This window comes from Caulobacter sp. Root343 (genome assembly GCF_001425745.1).
GTDB lineage: Bacteria > Pseudomonadota > Alphaproteobacteria > Caulobacterales > Caulobacteraceae > Caulobacter.
Genome location: NZ_LMDF01000006.1, coordinates 964,079 through 983,596, shown reverse-complemented (window position 1 = coordinate 983,596; position 19,518 = coordinate 964,079). Strand labels below are relative to the sequence as shown.

Annotated in this window: 22 protein-coding genes; 10 read left to right on the top strand and 12 right to left on the bottom strand. The window is 67.6% G+C overall.

All coding sequences use genetic code 11. The features are described from left to right. Positions 1 to 38: 38 nt before the first annotated feature. Positions 39 to 1,217 carry a VWA domain-containing protein gene (locus ASC70_RS11995; RefSeq protein WP_047404257.1) on the top strand — a complete coding sequence of 393 codons (1,179 nt, stop codon included), beginning with the start codon at positions 39 to 41 and terminating at the stop codon, positions 1,215 to 1,217. A gap of 12 nt (positions 1,218 to 1,229) precedes the next feature. Here the strand turns inward: ASC70_RS11995 and ASC70_RS11990 are convergent, their stop codons facing one another. Further along, a complete protein-coding gene (locus ASC70_RS11990; RefSeq protein WP_056050304.1) occupies positions 1,230 to 2,672 on the bottom strand; it encodes a hypothetical protein in 1,443 nt (480 codons plus the stop codon). An 11-nt stretch (positions 2,673 to 2,683) separates the two neighbouring features. Continuing rightward, positions 2,684 to 3,031: a helix-turn-helix domain-containing protein gene (locus tag ASC70_RS11985; RefSeq protein ID WP_047404252.1), complete on the bottom strand. Its 348-nt coding sequence runs from the start codon at positions 3,029 to 3,031 to the stop codon at positions 2,684 to 2,686. A 157-nt stretch (positions 3,032 to 3,188) separates the two neighbouring features. On the opposite strand from ASC70_RS11985, the gene ASC70_RS11980 reads away from it, so the two are divergent. Continuing rightward, the gene (locus ASC70_RS11980) at positions 3,189 to 4,148 is read left to right on the top strand and encodes a glycosyltransferase family 2 protein (protein WP_047404249.1); all 960 of its coding nucleotides are present in this window, start codon (positions 3,189 to 3,191) and stop codon (positions 4,146 to 4,148) included. Positions 4,149 to 4,207: 59 nt separating this feature from the next. Beyond that, complete coding sequence (locus ASC70_RS11975; protein WP_052196606.1) at positions 4,208 to 4,741, top strand: hypothetical protein; 534 nt, start codon at positions 4,208 to 4,210, stop codon at positions 4,739 to 4,741. Here the strand turns inward: ASC70_RS11975 and ASC70_RS11970 are convergent. After that, positions 4,738 to 5,244: a surface-adhesin E family protein gene (locus ASC70_RS11970; RefSeq protein WP_056050303.1), complete on the bottom strand. Its 507-nt coding sequence runs from the start codon at positions 5,242 to 5,244 to the stop codon at positions 4,738 to 4,740. The two genes, ASC70_RS11975 and ASC70_RS11970, sit on opposite strands and share 4 nt — an antisense overlap. Positions 5,245 to 5,375: 131 nt before the next feature. On the opposite strand from ASC70_RS11970, the gene ASC70_RS11965 reads away from it, so the two are divergent. The 4 genes from ASC70_RS11965 (at position 5,376) to ASC70_RS11955 (ending at position 8,109) form a co-directional block, all read left to right on the top strand. Next, on the top strand, positions 5,376 to 6,056 hold the full coding sequence (locus tag ASC70_RS11965) for a TetR/AcrR family transcriptional regulator (RefSeq protein ID WP_056050301.1): 681 nt from the start codon (positions 5,376 to 5,378) through the stop codon (positions 6,054 to 6,056). 37 nt (positions 6,057 to 6,093) lie between these two features. Beyond that, positions 6,094 to 6,969 (top strand): transglutaminase family protein, encoded by an 876-nt coding sequence (locus tag ASC70_RS11960; protein WP_056050299.1) that lies wholly within the window; start codon positions 6,094 to 6,096, stop codon positions 6,967 to 6,969. 31 nt (positions 6,970 to 7,000) lie between these two features. Then, complete coding sequence (locus ASC70_RS25290; RefSeq protein ID WP_164468816.1) at positions 7,001 to 7,147, top strand: hypothetical protein; 147 nt, start codon at positions 7,001 to 7,003, stop codon at positions 7,145 to 7,147. A gap of 119 nt (positions 7,148 to 7,266) precedes the next feature. Continuing rightward, positions 7,267 to 8,109 carry a hypothetical protein gene (locus ASC70_RS11955; protein WP_056050296.1) on the top strand — a complete coding sequence of 281 codons (843 nt, stop codon included), beginning with the start codon at positions 7,267 to 7,269 and terminating at the stop codon, positions 8,107 to 8,109. Between the two features lie 15 nt (positions 8,110 to 8,124). Here ASC70_RS11955 and ASC70_RS11950 read toward each other — a convergent pair whose 3' ends face one another. The 5 genes from ASC70_RS11950 to ASC70_RS11930 form a co-directional block, all read right to left on the bottom strand. After that, on the bottom strand, positions 8,125 to 8,325 hold the full coding sequence (locus tag ASC70_RS11950; protein WP_056050615.1) for a UvrB/UvrC motif-containing protein: 201 nt from the start codon (positions 8,323 to 8,325) through the stop codon (positions 8,125 to 8,127). 49 nt (positions 8,326 to 8,374) lie between these two features. Beyond that, complete coding sequence (locus tag ASC70_RS11945; protein WP_047404236.1) at positions 8,375 to 9,436, bottom strand: Glu/Leu/Phe/Val dehydrogenase; 1,062 nt, start codon at positions 9,434 to 9,436, stop codon at positions 8,375 to 8,377. Between the two features lie 61 nt (positions 9,437 to 9,497). Continuing rightward, on the bottom strand, positions 9,498 to 10,556 hold the full coding sequence (locus ASC70_RS11940; RefSeq protein ID WP_056050294.1) for an alpha/beta hydrolase: 1,059 nt from the start codon (positions 10,554 to 10,556) through the stop codon (positions 9,498 to 9,500). Next, positions 10,553 to 11,137, bottom strand: coding sequence for a uracil-DNA glycosylase family protein (locus tag ASC70_RS11935; protein WP_082539637.1), 585 nt, complete (start codon positions 11,135 to 11,137; stop codon positions 10,553 to 10,555). The genes ASC70_RS11940 and ASC70_RS11935 overlap by 4 nt, the downstream gene beginning before the upstream one ends. Before the next feature lie 49 nt (positions 11,138 to 11,186). Next, a complete protein-coding gene (locus ASC70_RS11930) occupies positions 11,187 to 11,492 on the bottom strand; it encodes a DUF3253 domain-containing protein (RefSeq protein WP_056050290.1) in 306 nt (101 codons plus the stop codon). Positions 11,493 to 11,597: 105 nt separating this feature from the next. On the opposite strand from ASC70_RS11930, the gene ASC70_RS11925 reads away from it, so the two are divergent. After that, a complete protein-coding gene (locus ASC70_RS11925; protein WP_047404224.1) occupies positions 11,598 to 12,050 on the top strand; it encodes a PaaI family thioesterase in 453 nt (150 codons plus the stop codon). On the opposite strand, the gene ASC70_RS11920 is transcribed toward ASC70_RS11925, so the two are convergent. The 4 genes from ASC70_RS11920 to ASC70_RS11905 all read right to left on the bottom strand — a co-directional run bounded on the left by ASC70_RS11920 (position 12,047) and on the right by ASC70_RS11905 (position 17,382). Beyond that, positions 12,047 to 12,664 (bottom strand): glutathione S-transferase family protein, encoded by a 618-nt coding sequence (locus ASC70_RS11920; RefSeq protein ID WP_056050289.1) that lies wholly within the window; start codon positions 12,662 to 12,664, stop codon positions 12,047 to 12,049. The genes ASC70_RS11925 and ASC70_RS11920 overlap by 4 nt on opposite strands. Before the next feature lie 66 nt (positions 12,665 to 12,730). After that, positions 12,731 to 14,011, bottom strand: coding sequence for a NupC/NupG family nucleoside CNT transporter (locus ASC70_RS11915; RefSeq protein WP_056050284.1), 1,281 nt, complete (start codon positions 14,009 to 14,011; stop codon positions 12,731 to 12,733). A 268-nt stretch (positions 14,012 to 14,279) separates the two neighbouring features. Further along, positions 14,280 to 15,188 (bottom strand): EF-hand domain-containing protein, encoded by a 909-nt coding sequence (locus ASC70_RS11910; RefSeq protein ID WP_056050282.1) that lies wholly within the window; start codon positions 15,186 to 15,188, stop codon positions 14,280 to 14,282. Between the two features lie 130 nt (positions 15,189 to 15,318). Continuing rightward, positions 15,319 to 17,382: a S46 family peptidase gene (locus ASC70_RS11905; protein WP_056050280.1), complete on the bottom strand. Its 2,064-nt coding sequence runs from the start codon at positions 17,380 to 17,382 to the stop codon at positions 15,319 to 15,321. 181 nt (positions 17,383 to 17,563) lie between these two features. On the opposite strand from ASC70_RS11905, the gene ASC70_RS11900 reads away from it, so the two are divergent. Both ASC70_RS11900 and ASC70_RS11895 read left to right on the top strand, forming a co-directional pair. After that, positions 17,564 to 18,766 carry an ABC transporter permease gene (locus ASC70_RS11900; RefSeq protein ID WP_056050278.1) on the top strand — a complete coding sequence of 401 codons (1,203 nt, stop codon included), beginning with the start codon at positions 17,564 to 17,566 and terminating at the stop codon, positions 18,764 to 18,766. Further along, positions 18,763 to 19,512, top strand: coding sequence for an ABC transporter ATP-binding protein (locus ASC70_RS11895; protein ID WP_047404208.1), 750 nt, complete (start codon positions 18,763 to 18,765; stop codon positions 19,510 to 19,512). The genes ASC70_RS11900 and ASC70_RS11895 overlap by 4 nt, the downstream gene beginning before the upstream one ends. Positions 19,513 to 19,518 lie beyond the last annotated feature (6 nt).

The following is a 19,518-nucleotide window of genomic DNA, read 5'->3' as shown; positions in this document are numbered from 1 at the left end:
CCTCCATTCTCCCGAACATCTGTTCGAAAGCCGCGCCGATGTTCCTTCGCTTCTTCTCCGAGCTCCGCCAGGCCAAGGTGCCGGTCAGCCTGCGCGAATACCTCCTGCTGATGGAGGCCCTGGACAAGGACGTCATCGACCGCTCGGTCGAGGACTTCTATTTCCTGTCGCGCGCCAGCCTGGTGAAGGACGAGAAGAACCTCGACAAGTTCGACCGCGTGTTCGGCCACGTCTTCAAGGGCCTGGAGACGGTCAACGAGGGCCTCGCCGCCGATATCCCCGAAGAGTGGCTGAAAGCCCTGACCGAGCGGTTCCTGACCGACGAGGAAAAGGCCCAGATCGAGGCGCTGGGCGGCTTCGAGAAGCTGATGGAGACCCTGCAGGAGCGTCTGCGCGAGCAGAAGAAGCGCCACGAGGGCGGCAACAAGATGATCGGCTCGGGCGGCACCAGCCCGTTCGGCAACAATGGCTACAATCCCGAGGGCGTGCGCATCGGCCAGGACAAGAGCCGCCACGGTCGCGCGGTGAAGGTCTGGGACAAGCGCGAGTACAAGAATCTCGACGACAGCGTCGAACTGGGCACCCGCAACATCAAGGTCGCCCTACGGCGCCTGCGCAAGTTCGCCCGCACCGGCGCGGCCGAGGAACTGGACCTGCCTGGCACCATCAAGGGCACGGCCGAGAAGGGCTATTTGGACATCCAGCTGCGCCCCGAGCGCCGCAACGCCATCAAGGTGCTGCTGTTCTTCGACATCGGCGGCTCGATGGACGGCCACATCAAGCTCTGCGAGGAGCTGTTCAGCGCCGCCAAGACCGAGTTCAAGAACCTGGAATTCTACTACTTCCACAATTGCCTCTACGAGGCGGTCTGGAAGGACAACAAGCGCCGTCACGCCGAGAAGATCCCGACCTTCGACGTGCTCCACAAGTTCCCCGCCGACTACAAGGTGATCTTCGTCGGCGACGCCACCATGAGCCCGTACGAGATCACCTATCCGGGCGGCAGCGTCGAACACTGGAACGAGGAGCCCGGCGCGATCTGGATGCAGCGGGTCGCCGATATCTACCAGAGCTGCGTCTGGCTGAACCCGACGCCCGAGCGCCATTGGGACTACACCCAGTCGATTGGGGTGATGAAGCAGATCCTCGGCGATCGCATGTATCCGCTGACCATCGAGGGCCTGGACAAGGCGATGCGGGAGCTGGTGCGCGGCTAGAGCCGGCCAGCCTCAGCGGACCGGGGTCGTGGGATCGGCGAAGTGGCCTATGTCGGTCGAGGGCTGCCCGACCAGCGGCACGTCTGGTGGAGCAGCCGCATGGTCGTTCGCGATTGTCGTTCCCACGCGGAACGTCGTCGCGGAGGCGCCGCCCAGAAGGATGAACACGTCCTCGCGCCCGTCGCCGTCGATATCGAAACCGACGCGAGCCCCGGCGACGGCGTGGGTCACGTCCGCGACCTGCGTAGCGGTCGCCTCGCCCAGAGTCGCGCCCTGGACGGCCAGCACGTCACTGACCGAGGCGGTGGTGACCACGGTGACCTGCCCCTTGCCCAGCACCGCCAGGTGGTCGCCCTTGGCGGCCGAATAGTCGAGCACCACGCCCAGCAGCGTGTCCGCCTTGGCGGCCGGCGGCGTGGCCGAGATCAGGAAGGTGTCGGCCCCGGTCCCGCCAGTGGCCACGACGTGGGCGTTCATGACGATCCGGTCGTTACCCGCGCCGCCGTCCAGACGGTCGATTCCGCCGCCCGCGCCAGCGCCAGCCAGCCCGGTGCTCGCGCCCCCAACGGTTCCCACGCCGCCGCCGTCGATATAGTCGTCACCGGCGCCGCCATGGATCGTGTCCGCGCCCGGACCGCCCTTCATCACATCGTTTCCGGCGGTGCCGATCATGGCGTACTTGGTTCCGGCGAAGCCCTGCCCCTCCAGGCCGGGCGTGCTCGGCTGATCGGCCGGCGGCTGCGTCGGTCCGCCGCTCGGAGGCGATGACGCCGATTCCGAGGCGATCAAGTGAGTGGCCTTCGCGGCGAAGAGTCCGGGCAGTCCTTGCGCCGGCGGCTCGACGACCACCGCCTTGTCGCCTTCGGGTTTGATCGTCGCCGGATCCTGGGCCGCGCCGGCCCCGGCGGCGGGCAAGGCCGCGTGGTCCGAGGCGCGATCGGCTTCGAGGTTCAAGGCGGCGATCAGCTTGGACGCCACGCCCTCGATGGCCGGATCGTCGGCGCGCGGCAGGTTCTCGAAATTGAGGCGGCCCGCCTCGCCGAGGTCCAGGCCGCGAAGCTCCAGATAGAGGCCCACGGCGATGACCAGCGACAGGAACGACTGGGCCTCGCGGCTGGATGGATTGAAGGCCACCACGACCCCGCCCGGGTCCTCGACACTCGAGGATAGCACCTGGCGCAGCGCTCCCCACAGGCTGCCGACCTGATGGAACATGTCGATCGCTGCATCATGCACCACGAACTGGCCGTCGATGCGGGCGATGTGGACCAGCACGTCCTGGTTGGCGTCGGTGACCACGTACCAGGGGTCGCCCGAATCGGTCTGGCCGAACACGCCGTCGACCTCGCCATAGCTGGACGAAAGCTGCTGGGTGAGCAGCATCAGCAGGCCCCGCTCGTTGGGGGACCAGTCACTGGCCGGCGGCCGGGGGCTGAAAGCTAGGATCTCACCCATCTCGCGACTCGTCAGGCTTGAGCCGCCCGCCCGGCGAGGGCCGGATCGGCCTCGTCAGCGGCGCCGTCGAACAGCAGGCGATGCAGTTCGGGCTCGTAATACCGTAGCAATGTGCGCGCGAACTGGCCCGGATCAAGCCCCAGGCTCTCGGCCCAGATCGCCTGGGCCTCGATCGGCACGCGGCCGAGACCGTTCTCCACCTGGGAGACGAAGGTGTAGTAGCGCAGGCCCGTCTTCTCGGCCAACTCCGCCTGGGTGAGGCCCGCGGCCTCGCGCGCGGTCTTCAGCCAACGCCCCGCCTCGCGACGGAGGGTCTTGGTCAACGCCGCCTTGGCGGGATTCATCGCCGTTCGTGACATCGCAAAGCCGCTTCCGCGCCCACAAGCGGGCGCTCCCCTAGTTGTTACACATTGCGTAAAAACGCAACAATCCGTTGTCGGCCATTCGAAATAGCCTTGCGGGTCATCATCAACGCACATACAGTTTTTACGCAACTATTTAGAACGAAGCGAGAGCATGTACGTCTCGATCGAGCCCGCCCACTCCCGCGCCGCCGCCCTGGCGATCACCCCGCGCCTGTCGCTGGTGATGGTCGTCTACATGACGGGCCCCGCCCTGATGGAAAGCGTGCGCCACGCCCTGGCCGAGCCGCGGGTCGAGGAGTTCATCATCGTCGACAACGGCTCGTCCCTGGCCGACGCGGCCTGGCTGCGTGAGCTGGCCCGGCGCGAGCCGCGCGTGCGTCTGCTGCAGGGCCTGGGCAATATCGGCTTCGCCCGCGCCGCTAATCTGGGCGCGGCGGCGGCCAAGGGCGAGACGCTGATTTTTCTCAATCCCGACGCCTTTTTGACGCCTGGCGCGGTGGCGGCCCTGGCCGACGCGGCTCGCGACCGGCCCTCGCCCTGCATCATCGGGGCCCGGGTATTCAATACCGACGGCAGCGAACAGCGGGGCGCGCGACGTGGCGAAATCACGCCCGTCACCACCCTGCTCACCCTCTCGAAGCTTAGCGCTATTCTGCCCCCGCTGCGCCGCTTCGAGATCCACCGGGAGGGCGAGCCCCCCCCGTCCTACCCGGTGGACACCCCTACGATCTCGGGCGCCTGTTTCTATATGTCGGCGTCCGACTTCCACGTCCTGGGCGGCTTCGACGAGGGCTATTTCCTGCACGTCGAGGACATCGACCTGTGCTGGCGCGCCCGCCGACAGGGCGGCAGCGTCCTGTTCCAGCCCAACGCCCGCATCGTCCACGTCGGTTCGACCAGCCGCGAGAACCCGCTCATCGTCGAATGGCACAAGGGCCGCGGCCTCGTGCGCTACTTCCTCAAGCGCGCGGACAGCCCGCACCGCAAGGCCCTGGCCCTGCTCCTGGCCCCGCTGATCCTCGGGACCGCCGTGGCCCGGCCGCTGCTGCGCCAATTGCGGCGTGGCCGGATGGGGCGTCCCGTCGAACGCCTGGCCGCCATCCCGGGTTGAGACTTCTCGACGAACGGCGTTAGCGCTATCACTGGACGCGAACCCGCCGGAAGCCGTCCATGTCTCGCCAAAGCCTCGTCCGCCTCGGCCTCGCCGGCATCCTGGCGGCCGTCGCCTTACCCGCCGTCGCCCAACGCCCGCCGTCCGACGAAAGCTGGGGCAAGCCTGGCGTCTCCTACCTGCAGTACCGCACCGACGCGGTCGAATGCGCCTACAAGGTGGGACAGGAAGCGCCGGTCAGCATCCCGATGGTGGATCTGGTGTTCTCGATGGACATGCCGGTGATCGATCCGGTCGACGCGGCCGGCGTGATCGACACCAGCGGCGCGCTCAACAGCTCCGCCTATGACACCGTCAAAAGCCTCGACTCCGCGCACTCCAGGATGACCAAGCCTTGGCGCGAGGTCGTGCGACAGGTGCGCCCCGCCCTCGCCCAGTGCCTGACCGAGCGCGGCTATCAGCGCTTCCGCCTCACCAAGGACCAGCACCAACAGCTCAAGGCCTTGCCCGTCGGAACCCGAGCGCGGCACGTCTATCTCTGGGCCATCGCCGTCGATCCGGAGGTCCAGCGCCGCCAAGCCTTACGCCGTTAGCCCGCGTTCGGCGTCATGCAGGCGGCTTCGACCACCGTCTCATCAAAGGCGCCTGGCTCGGGCTTGGTCCACTGCCGGTCCTCGAAGGCGAAGGCCGTCGCCTCGCCGCCCAGGTTGTTCTCGGGATAGCGATAGACGGCCAAGCTGCGAAACGCCTTGGCCTTGCAGTCGACATCCTGAGCCATGCGCTCGGAGCGGAAGGTCACGCCCGCCTCGCTTTGCGGCAGACGGAACTCGTGGCGCACCCACACCCGCTGCCAAGGCTCGCCGGCGGGCGTCTTGCCGGTCTTGGCGAAGGTGATGACCGTCTTGTCCTCGCCCACGCCCAGGAATGGCCAGCCGATCCCCTCGATCTTGCGCGACCACGGCGGCAGCGGCGCGGCCTTCTTGCCGGTGGCGGTCACGGTGACGGAATCGACCTTGGCCGGATCGTCCGTGGCGCCGGGCGCGGGGGCGCTGGCCTGGCCGCTCATCAGCATCATGGCCGTCAGCATGCCGATCATCGCGCGCTCCCTGCTGGTTTAGCGGAAAAGCCTAAACGTGAACGTCGTTACACGCTACAGGAGCGATACTTGACGCTTGCGCCAATTTCGAACGGACGTAAGAGTTCCCTACGGGTAAAGGGGAATATGTAGTGAGTCCGACCACCGACGCCGCCTCGCCTTCTCTCAATGAAGGCGTTGTCGAGGCCGCCGAAACCGAAGCCGCCACCAAGAACCTGGTCTTCGTCGCCGCCGAGCGCCTGTTCGCGCTGCACGGCTTCCAGAACGTATCGGTGCGCGACATCACCGCCGCCGCGGGCGTGAACTTGGCCTCGGTGAACTATCACTTCGGGTCCAAGGACGCGTTGCTGTTCGAGATCTTCCGTCGCCGCACGGCCGAGCTCAACCGCGAGCGGGCCAAGATGCTGCACGAGGCCAATGACCGCAACGACGGCGCCCCGCCGCTGCGCGAGATCCTGGCCGCCCTGCTGACCCCGCCCCTGCGCTGGCTGGCCCCCGACCACGAGCGCCGCATCTCTTTGCAGTTCCTGATCCGTGCCCGCAGCGAGGGCACCGATGAGATCCGCACCGTGCTGAAGACCGACGTCTCGCACCTGCGCCGCTTCTCCGACGCCCTGCTGCGCGCGCGTCCGGATCTGTCGCCGGAAGAGGTCTACTGGCGACTGCACTTCACCCTGGGCATGCTGCACAACAATCGCTTCGCCGAGTTCGACCGCCTGAACGTGCTGTCGGAAGGCCAGACCAGCGAGGCCGACGTCGTGGCGCTGCTGAACCGGATGCTGGCCTTCGCCGAGGCCGGCTTCCTGGCCTAGCGGAACCGGCGCCATGCCGGCGCGTTGAGGCTCCGGCATGGGACGGCTGCGCATCCTTCACGAGACGCGGTACTATTATGAACGGCCGGTGCGGTTCGGACCGCAGCGGCTGATGATCCGTCCGCGCGACAGTCACGCCCTGCGCATCGTCGAAGCCTCCCTGCGCCTCTTCCCGCCCGGCGGCACCCGCTGGAGCTACGACGCCAACGGCAACTGCGTCTGTTTCTTCCAGCCCGACGGCCAGGCCGACGCCATGCGGGTGGCCAGCGAGCTGGTCATCGACCGCTATCCCGCCCCGCTGGCCCCACAGAGGATCGAGAACCCCGACACCCTGACGCCGATCGTCTATTCCCGCGAGGATCGGACGACCTTGGAGCCGTTCATCGCGCCGGTCACCGACGATCCGGACGCGGTGCTGCTGCGCTGGCTGCGCGGCCTGAACGCCCATCGCGACGAGCCGGCCCTGGCCTTCCTGCTGCGGGTCAACGAACTGATCCACCAGCAATTCGAATATTGCACACGCACCGAGGAAGGCGTGCAGACGCCGGTCGAGACCCTGAAGCGGCGCGGCGGCGCCTGTCGCGACCTGGCCTGGCTGATGGTCGAGGGCCTGCGCCGGCTCGGCTACGCGGCCCTGTTCGCCACCGGTTACATCCACTCGCCCGGGGCCCACATCCGCGGCGCGGGGGCGACCCATGCCTGGTGCGAGGTCTTCCTGCCCGACCTGGGCTGGCTAGAGTTCGATCCGACGAACGGGCTGGTCGAGTCGCCGGATTTGATCCGCGTCGCCGCCACCCGGACGCCAGCTCAGGCGTTGCCGGTGTCGGGCGCGATCATCGGCGACCCGGGAACGTCCCGTCTTCACGTCTCCGTGGACGTGCGTTTGATCGACGAAATCGACCGCGCCGCGTGATAGCCTCAATGGCTTACGGGAGAAAAAGCCCATGACCAGCGGCTTCCAAAATCAGAACCCGATGACCAACTTCAACTTTCCCAAGTCGGAACCCAAGGCCCAACACGGTCAGAAGCCCGACGAGGCCTGCTTGAAGGTGAAGGAAAAGCGGACCTTCGAACCCAAACCAGGCCACTAAAACGCCTCCCAATCGGGCGTTGCCCCCACTCGCGGCGCAGTTGTCACGCGAGACGCCTATACAGACGGGTAAGGTGTCATTAATCATGACGCCAGGGGAATTGGGGGAGCTGAACGAGCATGCGACGAGTCGCGCTCGGATGTCTGCTGGCGACGGCTGGCCTCGCGGTCATGGGAACCGCGACGGCGTTGTCGACTCATACGCCTGAACCCTTCAACCAAACCTTGACCCTGGCCGGCGGCCCCGAGACGGCGCCCGCGCCTTCACCGAGCTATGTTGATGATCCCGACGCTCCGATCGCCACCGCCCGCTATGGCGGCGAGCGGTCGCGCGCGGTCGCTGTCGAGCAATACGCCGCTCCCGCCGCCGCCACGGTGGCGCTCGCGGGCGGTCTCGACGAGGCAGGCCTGGCCGGCGCGACGCCGACTCCCGTCGTCGAAGCCACGGTCGCCCCCGCCAAGACGGAACCGCAACGTCCCACCGTACGGGTGCTGGCCGAAGCGCCTGCTCGCCACCGTCCCATCCTGGCCCTGACCAGGGTTCATGAGATCCGTCCCTATGGGAAGGTGCTGAAGGTCGAGGTCAACGACCAGCCGTTGGCCTTCACGCCCATGGGCCTGCAGTCCAACGCGGTCAGGCGCCTGACCCTGAGCGCCTCGAACATCATGTCCAAGAGCCGAGCCACCGCCGAGGACCTGCGCCGCGGCCGCTGGATGCTGTTCGCCGCCAGCTCGGGCAAGGCCTACGGCCTGAACCTGATCCGTGACTCCCTCGGCGGCTGGCGCAACGCCGGCTACAGCGAAGAAAAGCTCGCCCGCTTCGGCAGCCGCCAGGTCGGTTTGGGATATCGCAAGAACAACAGCCTGATCTCGCTGACGGCGACGCGGCGCAAGCTGACCTCGATCGACTATTCCGACAAGGACACGGTCGTCGGCGTCACGGTCTCGGTGCGCGGCAAGTAGGCGTCTGACCGACGGTCAGCGCGAGGGCGGCTTGGGCCCCTCTTCTTCGGTCCGTCTCTGGTGAAAATACGCGGCCTGGGCGGGCGCTTCGACGGCCCGGATCTTGGCGCTGTGCTGGATCGAGTCGATCTCGCCGCGCAGCTTGGCGGCGGTGTCGAAATCCTGGGCCGCGACAGCCTCTTCCAGCTGTTCCTTCAGTTCGTCGAGATGCGACATCGGCGCCTCCATGGGATCGGCTCCCATGGAGAACGCGCGAACGCCGTCTTTAGCCGCGCGCCGCCGCGATGCGGGCGCGGGCGATCTCGTCGGCGACCAGGTTGGCCGGACGCTTTTCGGCGATCGACTGGTCGATGACCTCGGCCAGGGTCTGGGCCAGACGGTCCAACTTGGTCGAAACCCAGCCGCCATCGAAGGCGCCGCCCGCTTCCAGGGCGCGGATCTCGGCGGCCACATTGATGATGCCGCCGCCGTTGATCACGTAGTCGGGCGCGTAGAGGATCCCGCGATCGAACACGGTCTGGCCGATCATGGCGTCGGCCAGTTGGTTGTTGGCGCCGCCAGCGATCACCTTGACCTTCAGGCGCGGCAAGGTCGCGGCCGAGATCGCGCCGCCCAGGGCGCAAGGGGCGAAGACGTCGGCCTCGACGTCGAAGATGGCGTCGGTCGGCACGATCGTCGCGCCGGTCTTGGCGGCCACTTCGTTCAAGGCGTTCTGGTTGACGTCGGCGATGGTCAAGACCGCGCCGGCGGCGTGCAGTTTTTCGGCCAGATAGGCGCCGACGTGGCCGACGCCCTGGATGGCGACGTGGACGCCCTTCAGGTCACGATGCAGGGCCCGCTCGACACACAGGCGCACGCCGCGGAACACGCCCTCGGCCGTGACCGGCGACGGATCCCCCGAGGCCGCCGCGTGGCCTTCCAGGCCGGCGACGAAGCGGGTGGTTCGGCGGGTGCTTTCCAGGTCCGACGGCGAGACGCCGACGTCCTCGGCCGTCCAGTACTGACCGCCCAGGCTGTCGACCGCGCGACCGAAGGCTTCGAACAGTTCCGGCGTCTTCTGGCTGCGGCTGTCGCCGATGATCACCGCCTTGCCGCCCCCGAAGTCGAGGTCGGCCATGGCATTCTTGTATGACATGCCGCGCGACAGGCGCAGCGCATCGGTCAGGGCCGCGTCGGCGCTGGAATAGTCCCACATGCGGCAACCGCCGGCGGCCGGCCCCCGCGCGGTCGAGTGGATCGCGATGATCGACTTCAGACCAGTTTTTTCGTCGAAGAAAGCGTGGACGCCTTCATGTCCCTCGAAATCGGGGGAATCGAACAAGGTCATGCTGTCGGTCTCGCCTCGGCCGGGATGAACGTGGCGGGGATGTACGCCCCCGCGCCGCGCCTCACAAGCCCGAACGCCGAGGCTGCGACGCCTTCGCCTTGACGGGCTTCGGCGGGTCCAACGCTGTCATGGCGGCCACCGTCGTGGGAATGGGCGGCGCGCCCGACGGCGGCCAGGGTCCGGGCGTGTCACGCAAGAAGGCCTCGGCGTCGGCCCAGACCTTTTCGGCCTGCCTGTCGACCAGCAGCAGGTGGTAGCCCTTGGCGTAGTAGGCCGTCTTCGCTCCCGACTTCAGACGGTTCACCGCCTCGACCGTCGGCTCGCGCGGAATGATGTGGTCGTTGGCGCCGTAGAACCAGGCGGTCGGCGCGGCGATGCCGCCGCTCGACTTCCAGGCGCGCTCCATCAGGCCCACCAGGCCGTAGATGGTGTCCGACCGCGCCCCCCAGATCATCAGCGGATCGCGGCCCATGCGGCGCAACTCGTCGATATTGTCGCTGGGCACGACGTTGCGGACCAGCCAGTCCGGCGGCTTGACCACCCACTCGCCGACCACGTGGGCAGTAAACCACAGGCTCATCCGGTTGGGCAGCGGCTGGTTCGACCAGCCCCAGACTGCCGGAGCGAACAGCATCAGCTTGTCGACCGCCGGCGGGTTCGGTCCGGCCATGGCGCTAATCGCGAGGGCCCCGCCCATGCTGACCCCGGCCAGGGCGATCTTGGCGCGCGGATGCCGCTCGCGCACCGCCTGCACCAAGACCCGCACGTCCTCGATCACCAGGTCATTCGGCGCCCAGACCCCGCGCTCGGGCGAGCGGCCGAAGCCCCGGACGTCCAGGGCGTAGGTGGCGACACCCCGCCCCGCCCACCACTCGGCCGCCAAGTGATAGGCGTTGGCATAGTCGTTCATGCCGTGCAGGCCGACCACGACCCAGTCCGGCTCGTTTGCCGGCAGCCATCGCATCAGACCCAGCTTGGCGCCGTCGAAACTGACGAAGGCGTCGTCCAGCAGGCGTGGGCCGCGAAAGCCCAAGGCCGCCAGGTCCGGCCTCTGCCGTAACGGCGCGCAGGCGCCGAGGACGGCGGCGGACGCGGTCAGGATCAGGGCGCGGCGGTTCATGGCTTCAGAATGTCCGCGACCCGCTGGCGAAGATAGGGGGCGACCTCGGCCTCGAACCACGGATTGCGCTTCAGCCAGCCGGTGTTGCGCCACGACGGGTGCGGCAGCGGAATCACGTTCGGCCCGAAGTCACGCCAGGCGGCGATGGTGTCGGTCATGGTCCGGCCCGTCCGCCCCGGCAGCGCCCAGGCCTGGGCGTAGCCGCCGACCAACAGGGTCAGCTCGACGTTCGGTAGCCCAGCCAGCAGTCGCGGCCGCCACAGCGTCGCGCACCGCGGCGGCGGCGGATAGTCGCCACCCTTGGGATTGGTCCCCGGAAAGCAGAAGGCCATGGCCGCGACGCCGATCTCGGGCCGGCCGTAGAAGGTCTCGCGGTCGATCCCCATCCACTGGCGCAAGCGGTCGCCTGAGCGGTCGTTGAACGGCAGGCCGGTCTCATGGACGATCCGACCCGGCGCCTGGCCGGCGATCAGGAGCTTCGTCTCCTGGCGAACCCGCACCACCGGCCGAGGCGTGTGGGGCAGATACGGCGCGCAGGCGCGGCAGGCGGCGATGTCGGAAAGGAGCGCGTCGAGCGGCATGGGCGGCATTTAGGCGTGGCGCCTCGAACTCCAAGCTCGACCTTGAGGATCAGTCCTCGTCGCCGCCGATCTGGTCCTCGCCAGCCGTCTCCTCGAAGCTGGTCGGGTCGCCTTCCATGCGCAGGCGGATGCGGTAGACGCCCCGGAACTTCTCGGGATTGACCGGCTTGTTGTGGCGCAGGATCACGACCTTGCCGTCACGGGCCAGTTCGATAGCATTGGTGCGCACATGGCCGAGGATCTGCTGCCAGCGCTCGGGCTGCATCGCCTTGGCGACGTTCATCGGGTCGATCGACTTGCCCTCGGGCAGCGCCGCCAGCTGGGACAGGATGATGTCTTGGATCGGGGAGCTCATGGACGCTCCCTTGCCACGGATTGTCAGCAGAGGCGAGACCGACGGCTTGCGCTAACCCCTCCGCCCTTCTAGCTGATCTTCAAAGACAACGGAGGGGATCGGGCCATGGACGGCGGAAACGACATCTGGAGCGGCCCCAAGCTGGTGGAGACTGGCGAGTGGGCCGGCTGGCGCACCTGGTCGGGCATGGACCCGTTCGAGGACCAGTCCGGGCCGTTCTACTTCAAGGAAGACGAAGACGGTCGGGTGACCGCCGCCTTCCGCGCCGAGACCAAGCACATGAACGGCGGCGGCTTCATGCACGGCGGCTGCATGATGACCTTCGCCGACTACTCTTTGTTCGCGATTGGCTGGAAGGCCCTGGCCGACAGCCGCGCCGTGACGGTCAGCCTGAATGGCGAGTTCATCGGCCCGGCCCGCCCCGGCGACCTTGTCACCTCCACCGGCGAAGTGATCAAGGCCGGCGGCTCGCTATTGTTCGTGCGCGGCCTGATCTCGACGGGAACCGGGCCGATGCTGAACTTCTCGGGCGTGATCAAGAAGATCCGGGCGCGCTAGATCCCGGCCTCCGCCGCGGGGCGGGCCATCATCATCTCGCGCCAGCGGTTCAGATGCTCCAGCTCCTTGGGCGACCGGAAGCGGATCATCCGCGCGAAGTCGATGGCGGTGATCGCCAGGATGTCGGCCATGGTCACGCGGTCGGCGGCGATGAATGGGCTCTCGCCGAGCCGTCGGTCCAATACCTTCAGAGCTCGCTCGGCCATGGCGAGGTTGTTCTGGGCGACTTCGGGAATCTGGGTCTCGATGCCCGCCATGGCCGGATGGGTGTGGCGCACGGCCATCATCATCGGCGTGCAGATCATCATCTCGGTTCGACGCATCCACATCTCGATCACGGCGATCTCCTTGGGATCGCGGCCGAACAGGTTGGGCTCGGGATAGACGCTCTCGAGATAGCGGCAGATGGCGACGGACTCGGTGATCGTCGTCTCGTCGTCGATCTCCAACGCCGGCACATGCGGCAGGCCGGCTTTCGAGAGATAGTCGGGCGTCTTGTGATCGCCGCCGAAGATCGAAACGTCGACGATCTCGACGTCCTCGATCCCCTTCTCCGCCATGAACCAGCGGACCCGGCGAGGATTGGGCGCGCGGCGGCTGTCATAAAGTTTCAAAGGAAAATCCTCCCGGCTTGTGACCGGGAGGATGATCTCATTCCGCCACGGAACGGAAGCGGGGCTCTAAAGCCCGAACAGCGCCCGGGGCATCAGGCCGACCAGCGAGCCGGTCAGGCAGGTGGCCAGGAAGCCGGCCATCATCGCCTTCCAGACCAGGCCCAGCACTTCCTGCCGGCGCTGAGGCACCAGCACCGAGAAGCCGGCGACGTTCATGCCGACCGAACCGATGTTGGCGAACCCGCACAGGGCGTAGGTCATGATCATGCGCGTACGCTCGTCCAGCAGGGTCCCGCCGATCTTGGACAGCTGGATGAAGGCCGTGAACTCGGTGAGGATCAGCTTCACGCCCAGCAGGCCGCCGGCCGTGCCGGCCTCCTTCCAGGGGATGCCCATCGACCAGGCCAGCGGCGCGAAGACCACCCCCAGGCCGCGCGAGATGCTCAGCGGCTGGCCGCCGATCGGCGGCATGGCGCCCAGGATCTTGTCGACCATGGTGGCGAGGGCCACGAAGACGATCAGGGTCGCCCCGACGTTCAGCGCGATCTGCAGACCGTCGGTGGTGCCCTTCATCACCGCGTCGATGGCGCTGCCGTAGGTCTTGTCCTCGGCGGCGAGATCCAGGTCCCCGCCCTTTTCCATCGGGTCCGACGGCACGATGATCCGGGCCAGCAGCACCCCGGCCGGGGCCGAGATGATCGACGCGGTCAGCACGTGGGCGGCGGCGTTGGGCAGCACGTCGTGCAGGATCGTAGCGTAGGCGACCATGGTCGAGCCCGAAACGCAGGCCATGCCGACGGCGATCAGCATGAAGAGCTCCGAGCGCGACAGCTTGTCGAGATAGGCGCGGATGAAGATCGGACCTTCGACCTGGCCCATGAAGATGGTGGCCGCGGTAGCCAGGGCCGGCGGGCCGCGCAGGCCCAGCGTCTTCTGGAACACGAAGCCGAAGCCCTGGGCCAGCCACTTGAGGATCTTCCAGTGCCACAGCAACGCCGACAGCGCGCAGACCACCAGGATCACCGGCATGACGCGGAAGGCGAAGATGAAGCCCGCGCCGGGATTGCTGACCGTGAACGGCTGATCGCCGCCGGCCAGGAACCCGAAGACGAAGGCGGTGCCGGCCTGAGTCGAGGAACCCAGGCCTTCGACCGCGCTGTTGACGCCGCGCAGCATCTGCTGGGCCTGTGGCAGGCCGAACAGCACCAGGACCAGGATCACCTGGACGACAATGGCGCCGATCGCCAGAACCCACGGGAATCGCTTGCGATTCTCGGAAACGAGCCAGCAAAGGCCCAAAGTGAGCGCCAGACCCGCGAGGGCCTGCACGTTCTCGGGACGGAACATCAAGATGAAGACCTTACGATGAGGCGACGCCCCCGCGACGCCGACCAAGGGCGAAGAATGACACCAAGTCTGCCGTCGCACGCAAGCGGCTTGCGTAAGGAACCGGTCAGGAAGGCGTCCGGCGCCTAAGTCAGAACCTTCTTACTATTGAAATTGTCATCCCGGCCGTAGCGAAGCGAAGAGCCGGGACCGCAACAAGCTCGGAGCTTCCGGCGGTCCCGGCTCGGCGCGCTTCGCGCTTGGCCGGGATGACAGCCGCATGGGCCGCCTAGGCCGTCACGCTGACGCCGCTGCGGGCCGTGCTGCTGGCGGACGACGACGTCAGGGCCGTGTCCAGCTGCGCCAGGAGCTTCTGCATCAGGTCGGCGGCGGCCGTGGAGCCCGACATCAGGCTGGCCAAGGTCGAAGAAGCCGAGCCGGTCCCGGTCCCCTTGCTCTGGTCCAACAAACTGTAGAACTCCCCGCCGCTCAGCGCGCCGTCGCCGTCCTGATCAGCGGCCTTGATCAGGCTGGACGCCGCGTCGGTCCCGCTCGCATCGTCGGTGTTGGCCGCCGCCAGTTCCTCGGCCGAGACCGTACCGTCTTGGTTGGTGTCGAGGGTCTCGAACACACCGCTCGAGCCAGCCGAGCCCGCGCCGCCGAGCCCGCCAGCGGGTGGCGGCCCGGGCGGCGGGCCACGCATCGCCTGGGTCGAGGACGCGTTCGAAGCCGCGCTGGAGATCGCCGACGAGATCTCGGACGACGACAGGCTACCGTCGCCGTCGCTGTCCAGCGCCGACATGATGTCCGAGGCCATCTTGTCCTCCAACCCCTGCCCTTTCGCCTTGTCAGGCGCGTTGGCGGCCAGGGCGGTGGATATCTCGCTGGCGGTCAGCAGGCCGTCGCCGTCGGCGTCGCCGCTCTCCATGAGCGAGCTGGTGACGTCATCGACCGATTGGGTCGACAGCAGCGACGACAACGTATCGCCGCTGAAATGTCCGCCGGGTCCGCCACCGCCGCGCATCGGCGGCGGGCCCTTGTGCTCGCCCGAGCCCTGCACATTTTGCCCGACAGACTGGAACTCGGCCTGCGACAGCTGCCCATCGCCATCGGCGTCCGCCGTCTTGAAGGCCGCCGCTTGCTGCAACTGGCGCAGCTGGGCGGGGCTCGTCGAGGATCCGACGCTTGTGACGCTCATTTCGCTCTCCCTCTTTCGTCGAGGACGCCACACGAGGCGAACGCCCTGCCGCGCCGAAAGCCGGCGCGGGACGGAAGAAGCGAAAAACATTCCAGATTTCCGCGCGTTGCGTGGGTGAAATGAAGCGGCGCTAACGCCCGGTCAGTTCCTGGACCAGGGCCGTTCGCTCGTAGACCTTCTCCAGCGCCTCGGTGATCGCCACGGCCGAGACCGACACGGTGCGGTTCCGCGCCGCGTCGTAGCCATAGACCCCACCCAGCGAATGGATGTTGCCGTCGAAGGCCACGCCGATCAGCCGTCCCTTGGCGTCGATCACCGGCGAACCGGAATTGCCGCCGACGATGTCGTTGGTGCTGGAAAAGTCGAAGACGGTCATCAGCTTCAACCGGTCCTTGGCGTCCAGCCAGCGCTGCGCCGCCGCGAAGGGCTCCACGCCCGTGACCCGATCGTAGAACCCGGCGAAGGCGGTCGTGGCCGGGACCTTCTCGCCCCATTCCTTCCAGCCGGCGACCTCGCCGTAGGACAGGCGCAGCGAGAAGGTCGCGTCGGGATAGACGCTGTCGCCCAGCACGGCGAAGCGAGCGCGGGCGATCTTCTCGGCGGCGATGTCGACCGGTCCGGCGACCTCGGCCTCATAGGCCGCGCGCGCGGCGCGGGCGATGGGGTCGGTGCGCCGCACGAAGCGGATCAGCGGATCGTCGGAAGCCTCGATCGCCGCCTCTCCGCCCTTCCACAGCGCCATGCGCATGTCGGGATCGGACAGCCGGCTTTCGGCCAGCGTTTCGGCGACCTGTTCGGGACTTTCGCGACCCAGCAGCGCCTGGACCCGCGGGTCGTCGACGGTCAGCGTCTCGCGGACCTTCAGCAGCCAGTGCTCCAGATAGATCCGCTCCAAGGCCGCGTTGGTCGGCGGGACATCGGCCAGCTTGCGTTCGATCAGCGGCAGACGGGTGTCGGCATACTCCGGCAGGCGCTCGGCATTGGGCTTGGTCCGCTCCTTGGCGGCCCGCACCAGCAGGCGAGCATAGTAGTAGAGCTCGGAACCGCCGCCGGCCCCGCTCTCCAGCATCCGCAGGGGCAGGAAGCGTTCGGCGGCGGCGGCCTGGGCCTCGGCGATCTGGTCCCAGGCCTTGCCCGCCTGGACCTCCAGCTTGGGATCGGCGGCAACCTTGGCGCGCAGGGCGTCTTCCTCGGCCCGCTTGGCGGCGAGGAAAGCCTTGTCGTTCAGCATGGCCTGACGGCCCAGGCCCAGCTTGTAGCTGTTTTGCACCCACGCCAGCGCCTGGGTGGCGGCGCGCCTGTGCTCGTCGTTCTCCTGACCGAACTGGATCAGCCGACCGCGCAGTTCGGCCCGCTGCAGCTGCGCGAGGGGCATGACGAGGTCGCGCTGGGTCTCCAGCTGGGCCACCGTCAGCTGACGCTCGGTCGCCCCCGGATTGCCGACCACGAAGGTCGGTTCGCCCTCGACCGGCGCCTTGGCGCGCCAGGCCAGGAAGGTCGGCGTCATGGCCGGCGCGTCGTCGGCGTAGAGTCGTACGAACGCCGCGTCGAGCGCGTAACGCGGGAAGTTGAAGTTGTCGGGGTCGCCGCCGAACGCGGAGGCCGCCATCTCGGGCGCGAACACCAGCCGCACGTCGTTGTAGCGGCGGTACTTGTAGACCTTGTACTGGCCGCCCCGGAAAAAGCTGATCGCCTGACAGCGCAAGGCCTGGTCCTGGCCGCAGGCCGCCAGCTCGGCCACCGCCATGGCGCCCTCGCGGGCCCGCACGAAGTCACGGCCGCTCTTGCCCTCGGCCGCCGCCCGCACCTGGTCGGTGACGTCGATGATGGCCAGCAGCACCTCGGCCTGAACGCCGGCGCACTTGCGTTCCTCGTCGCGCCCGTCGGTCAGGAAGCCGTCCTGAACGTAGTCATGGCCGCCGCTGGACAGGGCCTGGGCGCATTCGGAGACGCAGTGGCTGTTGGTGACCGCCAGGCCCGCGCCGCTGACCAGTCCGGCCGAGCAGCCGTTGGTCAGCCGCACGCTCGAGGCCTGCACGGTGTCCAGCCAGGCCTGGTCCAGGGTCACGCCCGTCGCGGCCTTGATCTTGTCGACCGGAATCCTGTCGAAGGTCCACATGCCCTCGTCCGCCCGCGCGGGGACCGTCGCGGCGAGCGCGAGGACCAGGGCGAAAACGGCGCGGAAGACTGTCATGGACGTTTCGGATCGCTGCACTGAAGTCGTCGCTTAACCTCGACCATAGGGTCCAACCAGTCTTCTTGGCCTCGCCGACGAATATTTCACTACGGAAATCCGCCTTACCCCGATTTAACTTGGACGTTCGACGATCGCCGTTCATTGCTGCAACCGTCGGTTTGGGGGAGCACGGTTTCGAATGTCGTTGGCCTTGGCCACTCTGCTTTATGAGTGGCGTCGTTATATGGCGGCCGTGGTCGCCCTCGCCTTTTCCGGCCTCCTCGTCCTGGCTCAGGTCGGCATGTTCGTCGGCATCGGCAAGGGTTTCACCGCCCAGATCGACCGCGCCCGCGCCGACGTCATGGTCCTGGGCCCCGGCGCCAAGGCGCTGTTCGGCGGTCCCTCGGGCCTGCCGCGGCGGATGATCCCGCTGGTCTACAGCCATCCGGAGGTCGTCCAGGTGGCGCCGCTGGACGGCTCCGGCGGCCGTTTCCAGAACATCCTGTCACCCGAGCAGCAGGCCAAGGAAGAGGCCCGCGCCAAAAAAGGCGGCAAGAGCAAAGGCAAGGGCGGCGGCTCGTCGCGCAAGAGCGAGTTCGTCAACGTCACGGTGATCGACGCGATCCCGGGCTATGTGACCGTGCCGACCGACTACACCCAATCGATGCTCGAGGCCCTGCGCCGCCCCTACGCCGTGGCGGTGGACGAGACGGCGCTCAAGCGCCTGGGCGTCAAGAAGGGCGACCGCGCCCTCTACAACGGCAAGACCATCACCATCGCCGTCGTCACCCACGGCTATCCGAACATCATCCAGCCGACCCTGGTCATGTCGCGCGACACCCTGCGGATGCTGGGCGAGGCCGACACCGGCCAGCGCGTCGGTCCGCTGATGGTCGAGATCCGCGATCCGGCCCGCGCCGAGATCGTCGCGGCCCAGCTGAACAAGAAGGCGGACGGCAAGTTCCGCGCCTGGACTCGTCAGGAGCTGGCCGACGCCAATTCGGGCGCCATGCTGGACGACCAGATCATCGGCATCATGCTGGGCTTCTCGGCCTTCCTGGGCCTGCTCATTGGCGTGGCCATCACCTGGCAGACCCTGCGCGGCGCGATCATGGCCAACATCAAGGAGTTCGCCAGCTTGCGCGCCCTCGGCGTCTCGATGGGCGACCTGCGCAACATCGTCATGGAGCTAAGCTTCTGGGTCGGCATCGTCGGCGTGCTGGCAGCGGGCCTGCTGACCTGGCTGGTCACCCTGCTGGCCAGCGCCGGCGGCGTGCCGATGTACTTCCCGCCGACCCTGGTGATCGTCGTGGCCGTGTTCCTGGTGATCATCGCCATGCTGTCCGGCTTCCTGTCGCTGGGCATCCTGAAGAACAGCCAGCCCGCGGACCTGCTGCGATGAGCAACGATCACAGCCACAAGCGCGGCGAGAGCGCGCTCTCGGCCAACGGCCTGGTCAAGCGCTTCAAGACCGGCCGCACCTTCATCGAAGTGCTCAAGGGCGTGGACTTCGACGCCAAGCACGGCGACGTGACCATGGTCATGGGCCCCTCGGGCTCGGGCAAGTCGACCCTGGTGGCGGCGCTGTCGGGCCTGCTGAAGCCCGACGAGGGCAAGGTCACGGCGCTGGACACCGACGACCTGTGGTCCTTGTCGCGAAGCAGGATCGACCGCTTCCGGCTCGACCACTGCGGCTTCATCTTCCAGGGCTTCAACCTGTTCCCGGCCCTGACGGCCAAGCAGCAGGTGATGACGGTGTTGAAGTACCAGAGCATCGGTCCGGGCGAGGCCGCGCGGCGCGCCCAAGCGGCTCTGGAATCCGTGGGCCTTGGCCCGCGCGTCAATCAGCGGCCGTCCGAGCTGTCGGGCGGCGAGAAGCAGCGCGTGGCCATCGCCCGCGCCCTGGCCAAGAACCCGAACCTGATCTTCGCCGACGAACCGACCTCGGCCCTCGACGGCAAGAGCGGCGAGACGGTGATCAAGCTGCTGCGCGCGGCCGCCACCGAGCGCGGCGCGGCGGTGATCTGCGTGACCCACGACCCGCGGCTCGAGGCCTATGCCGACCGCGTCATCCACATCGAAGACGGCCGGATCCTGGACGACGTGCGTAGAACGCCCGACGCCAATCCCGCGCCGCTCAGCCACTGATTTTCT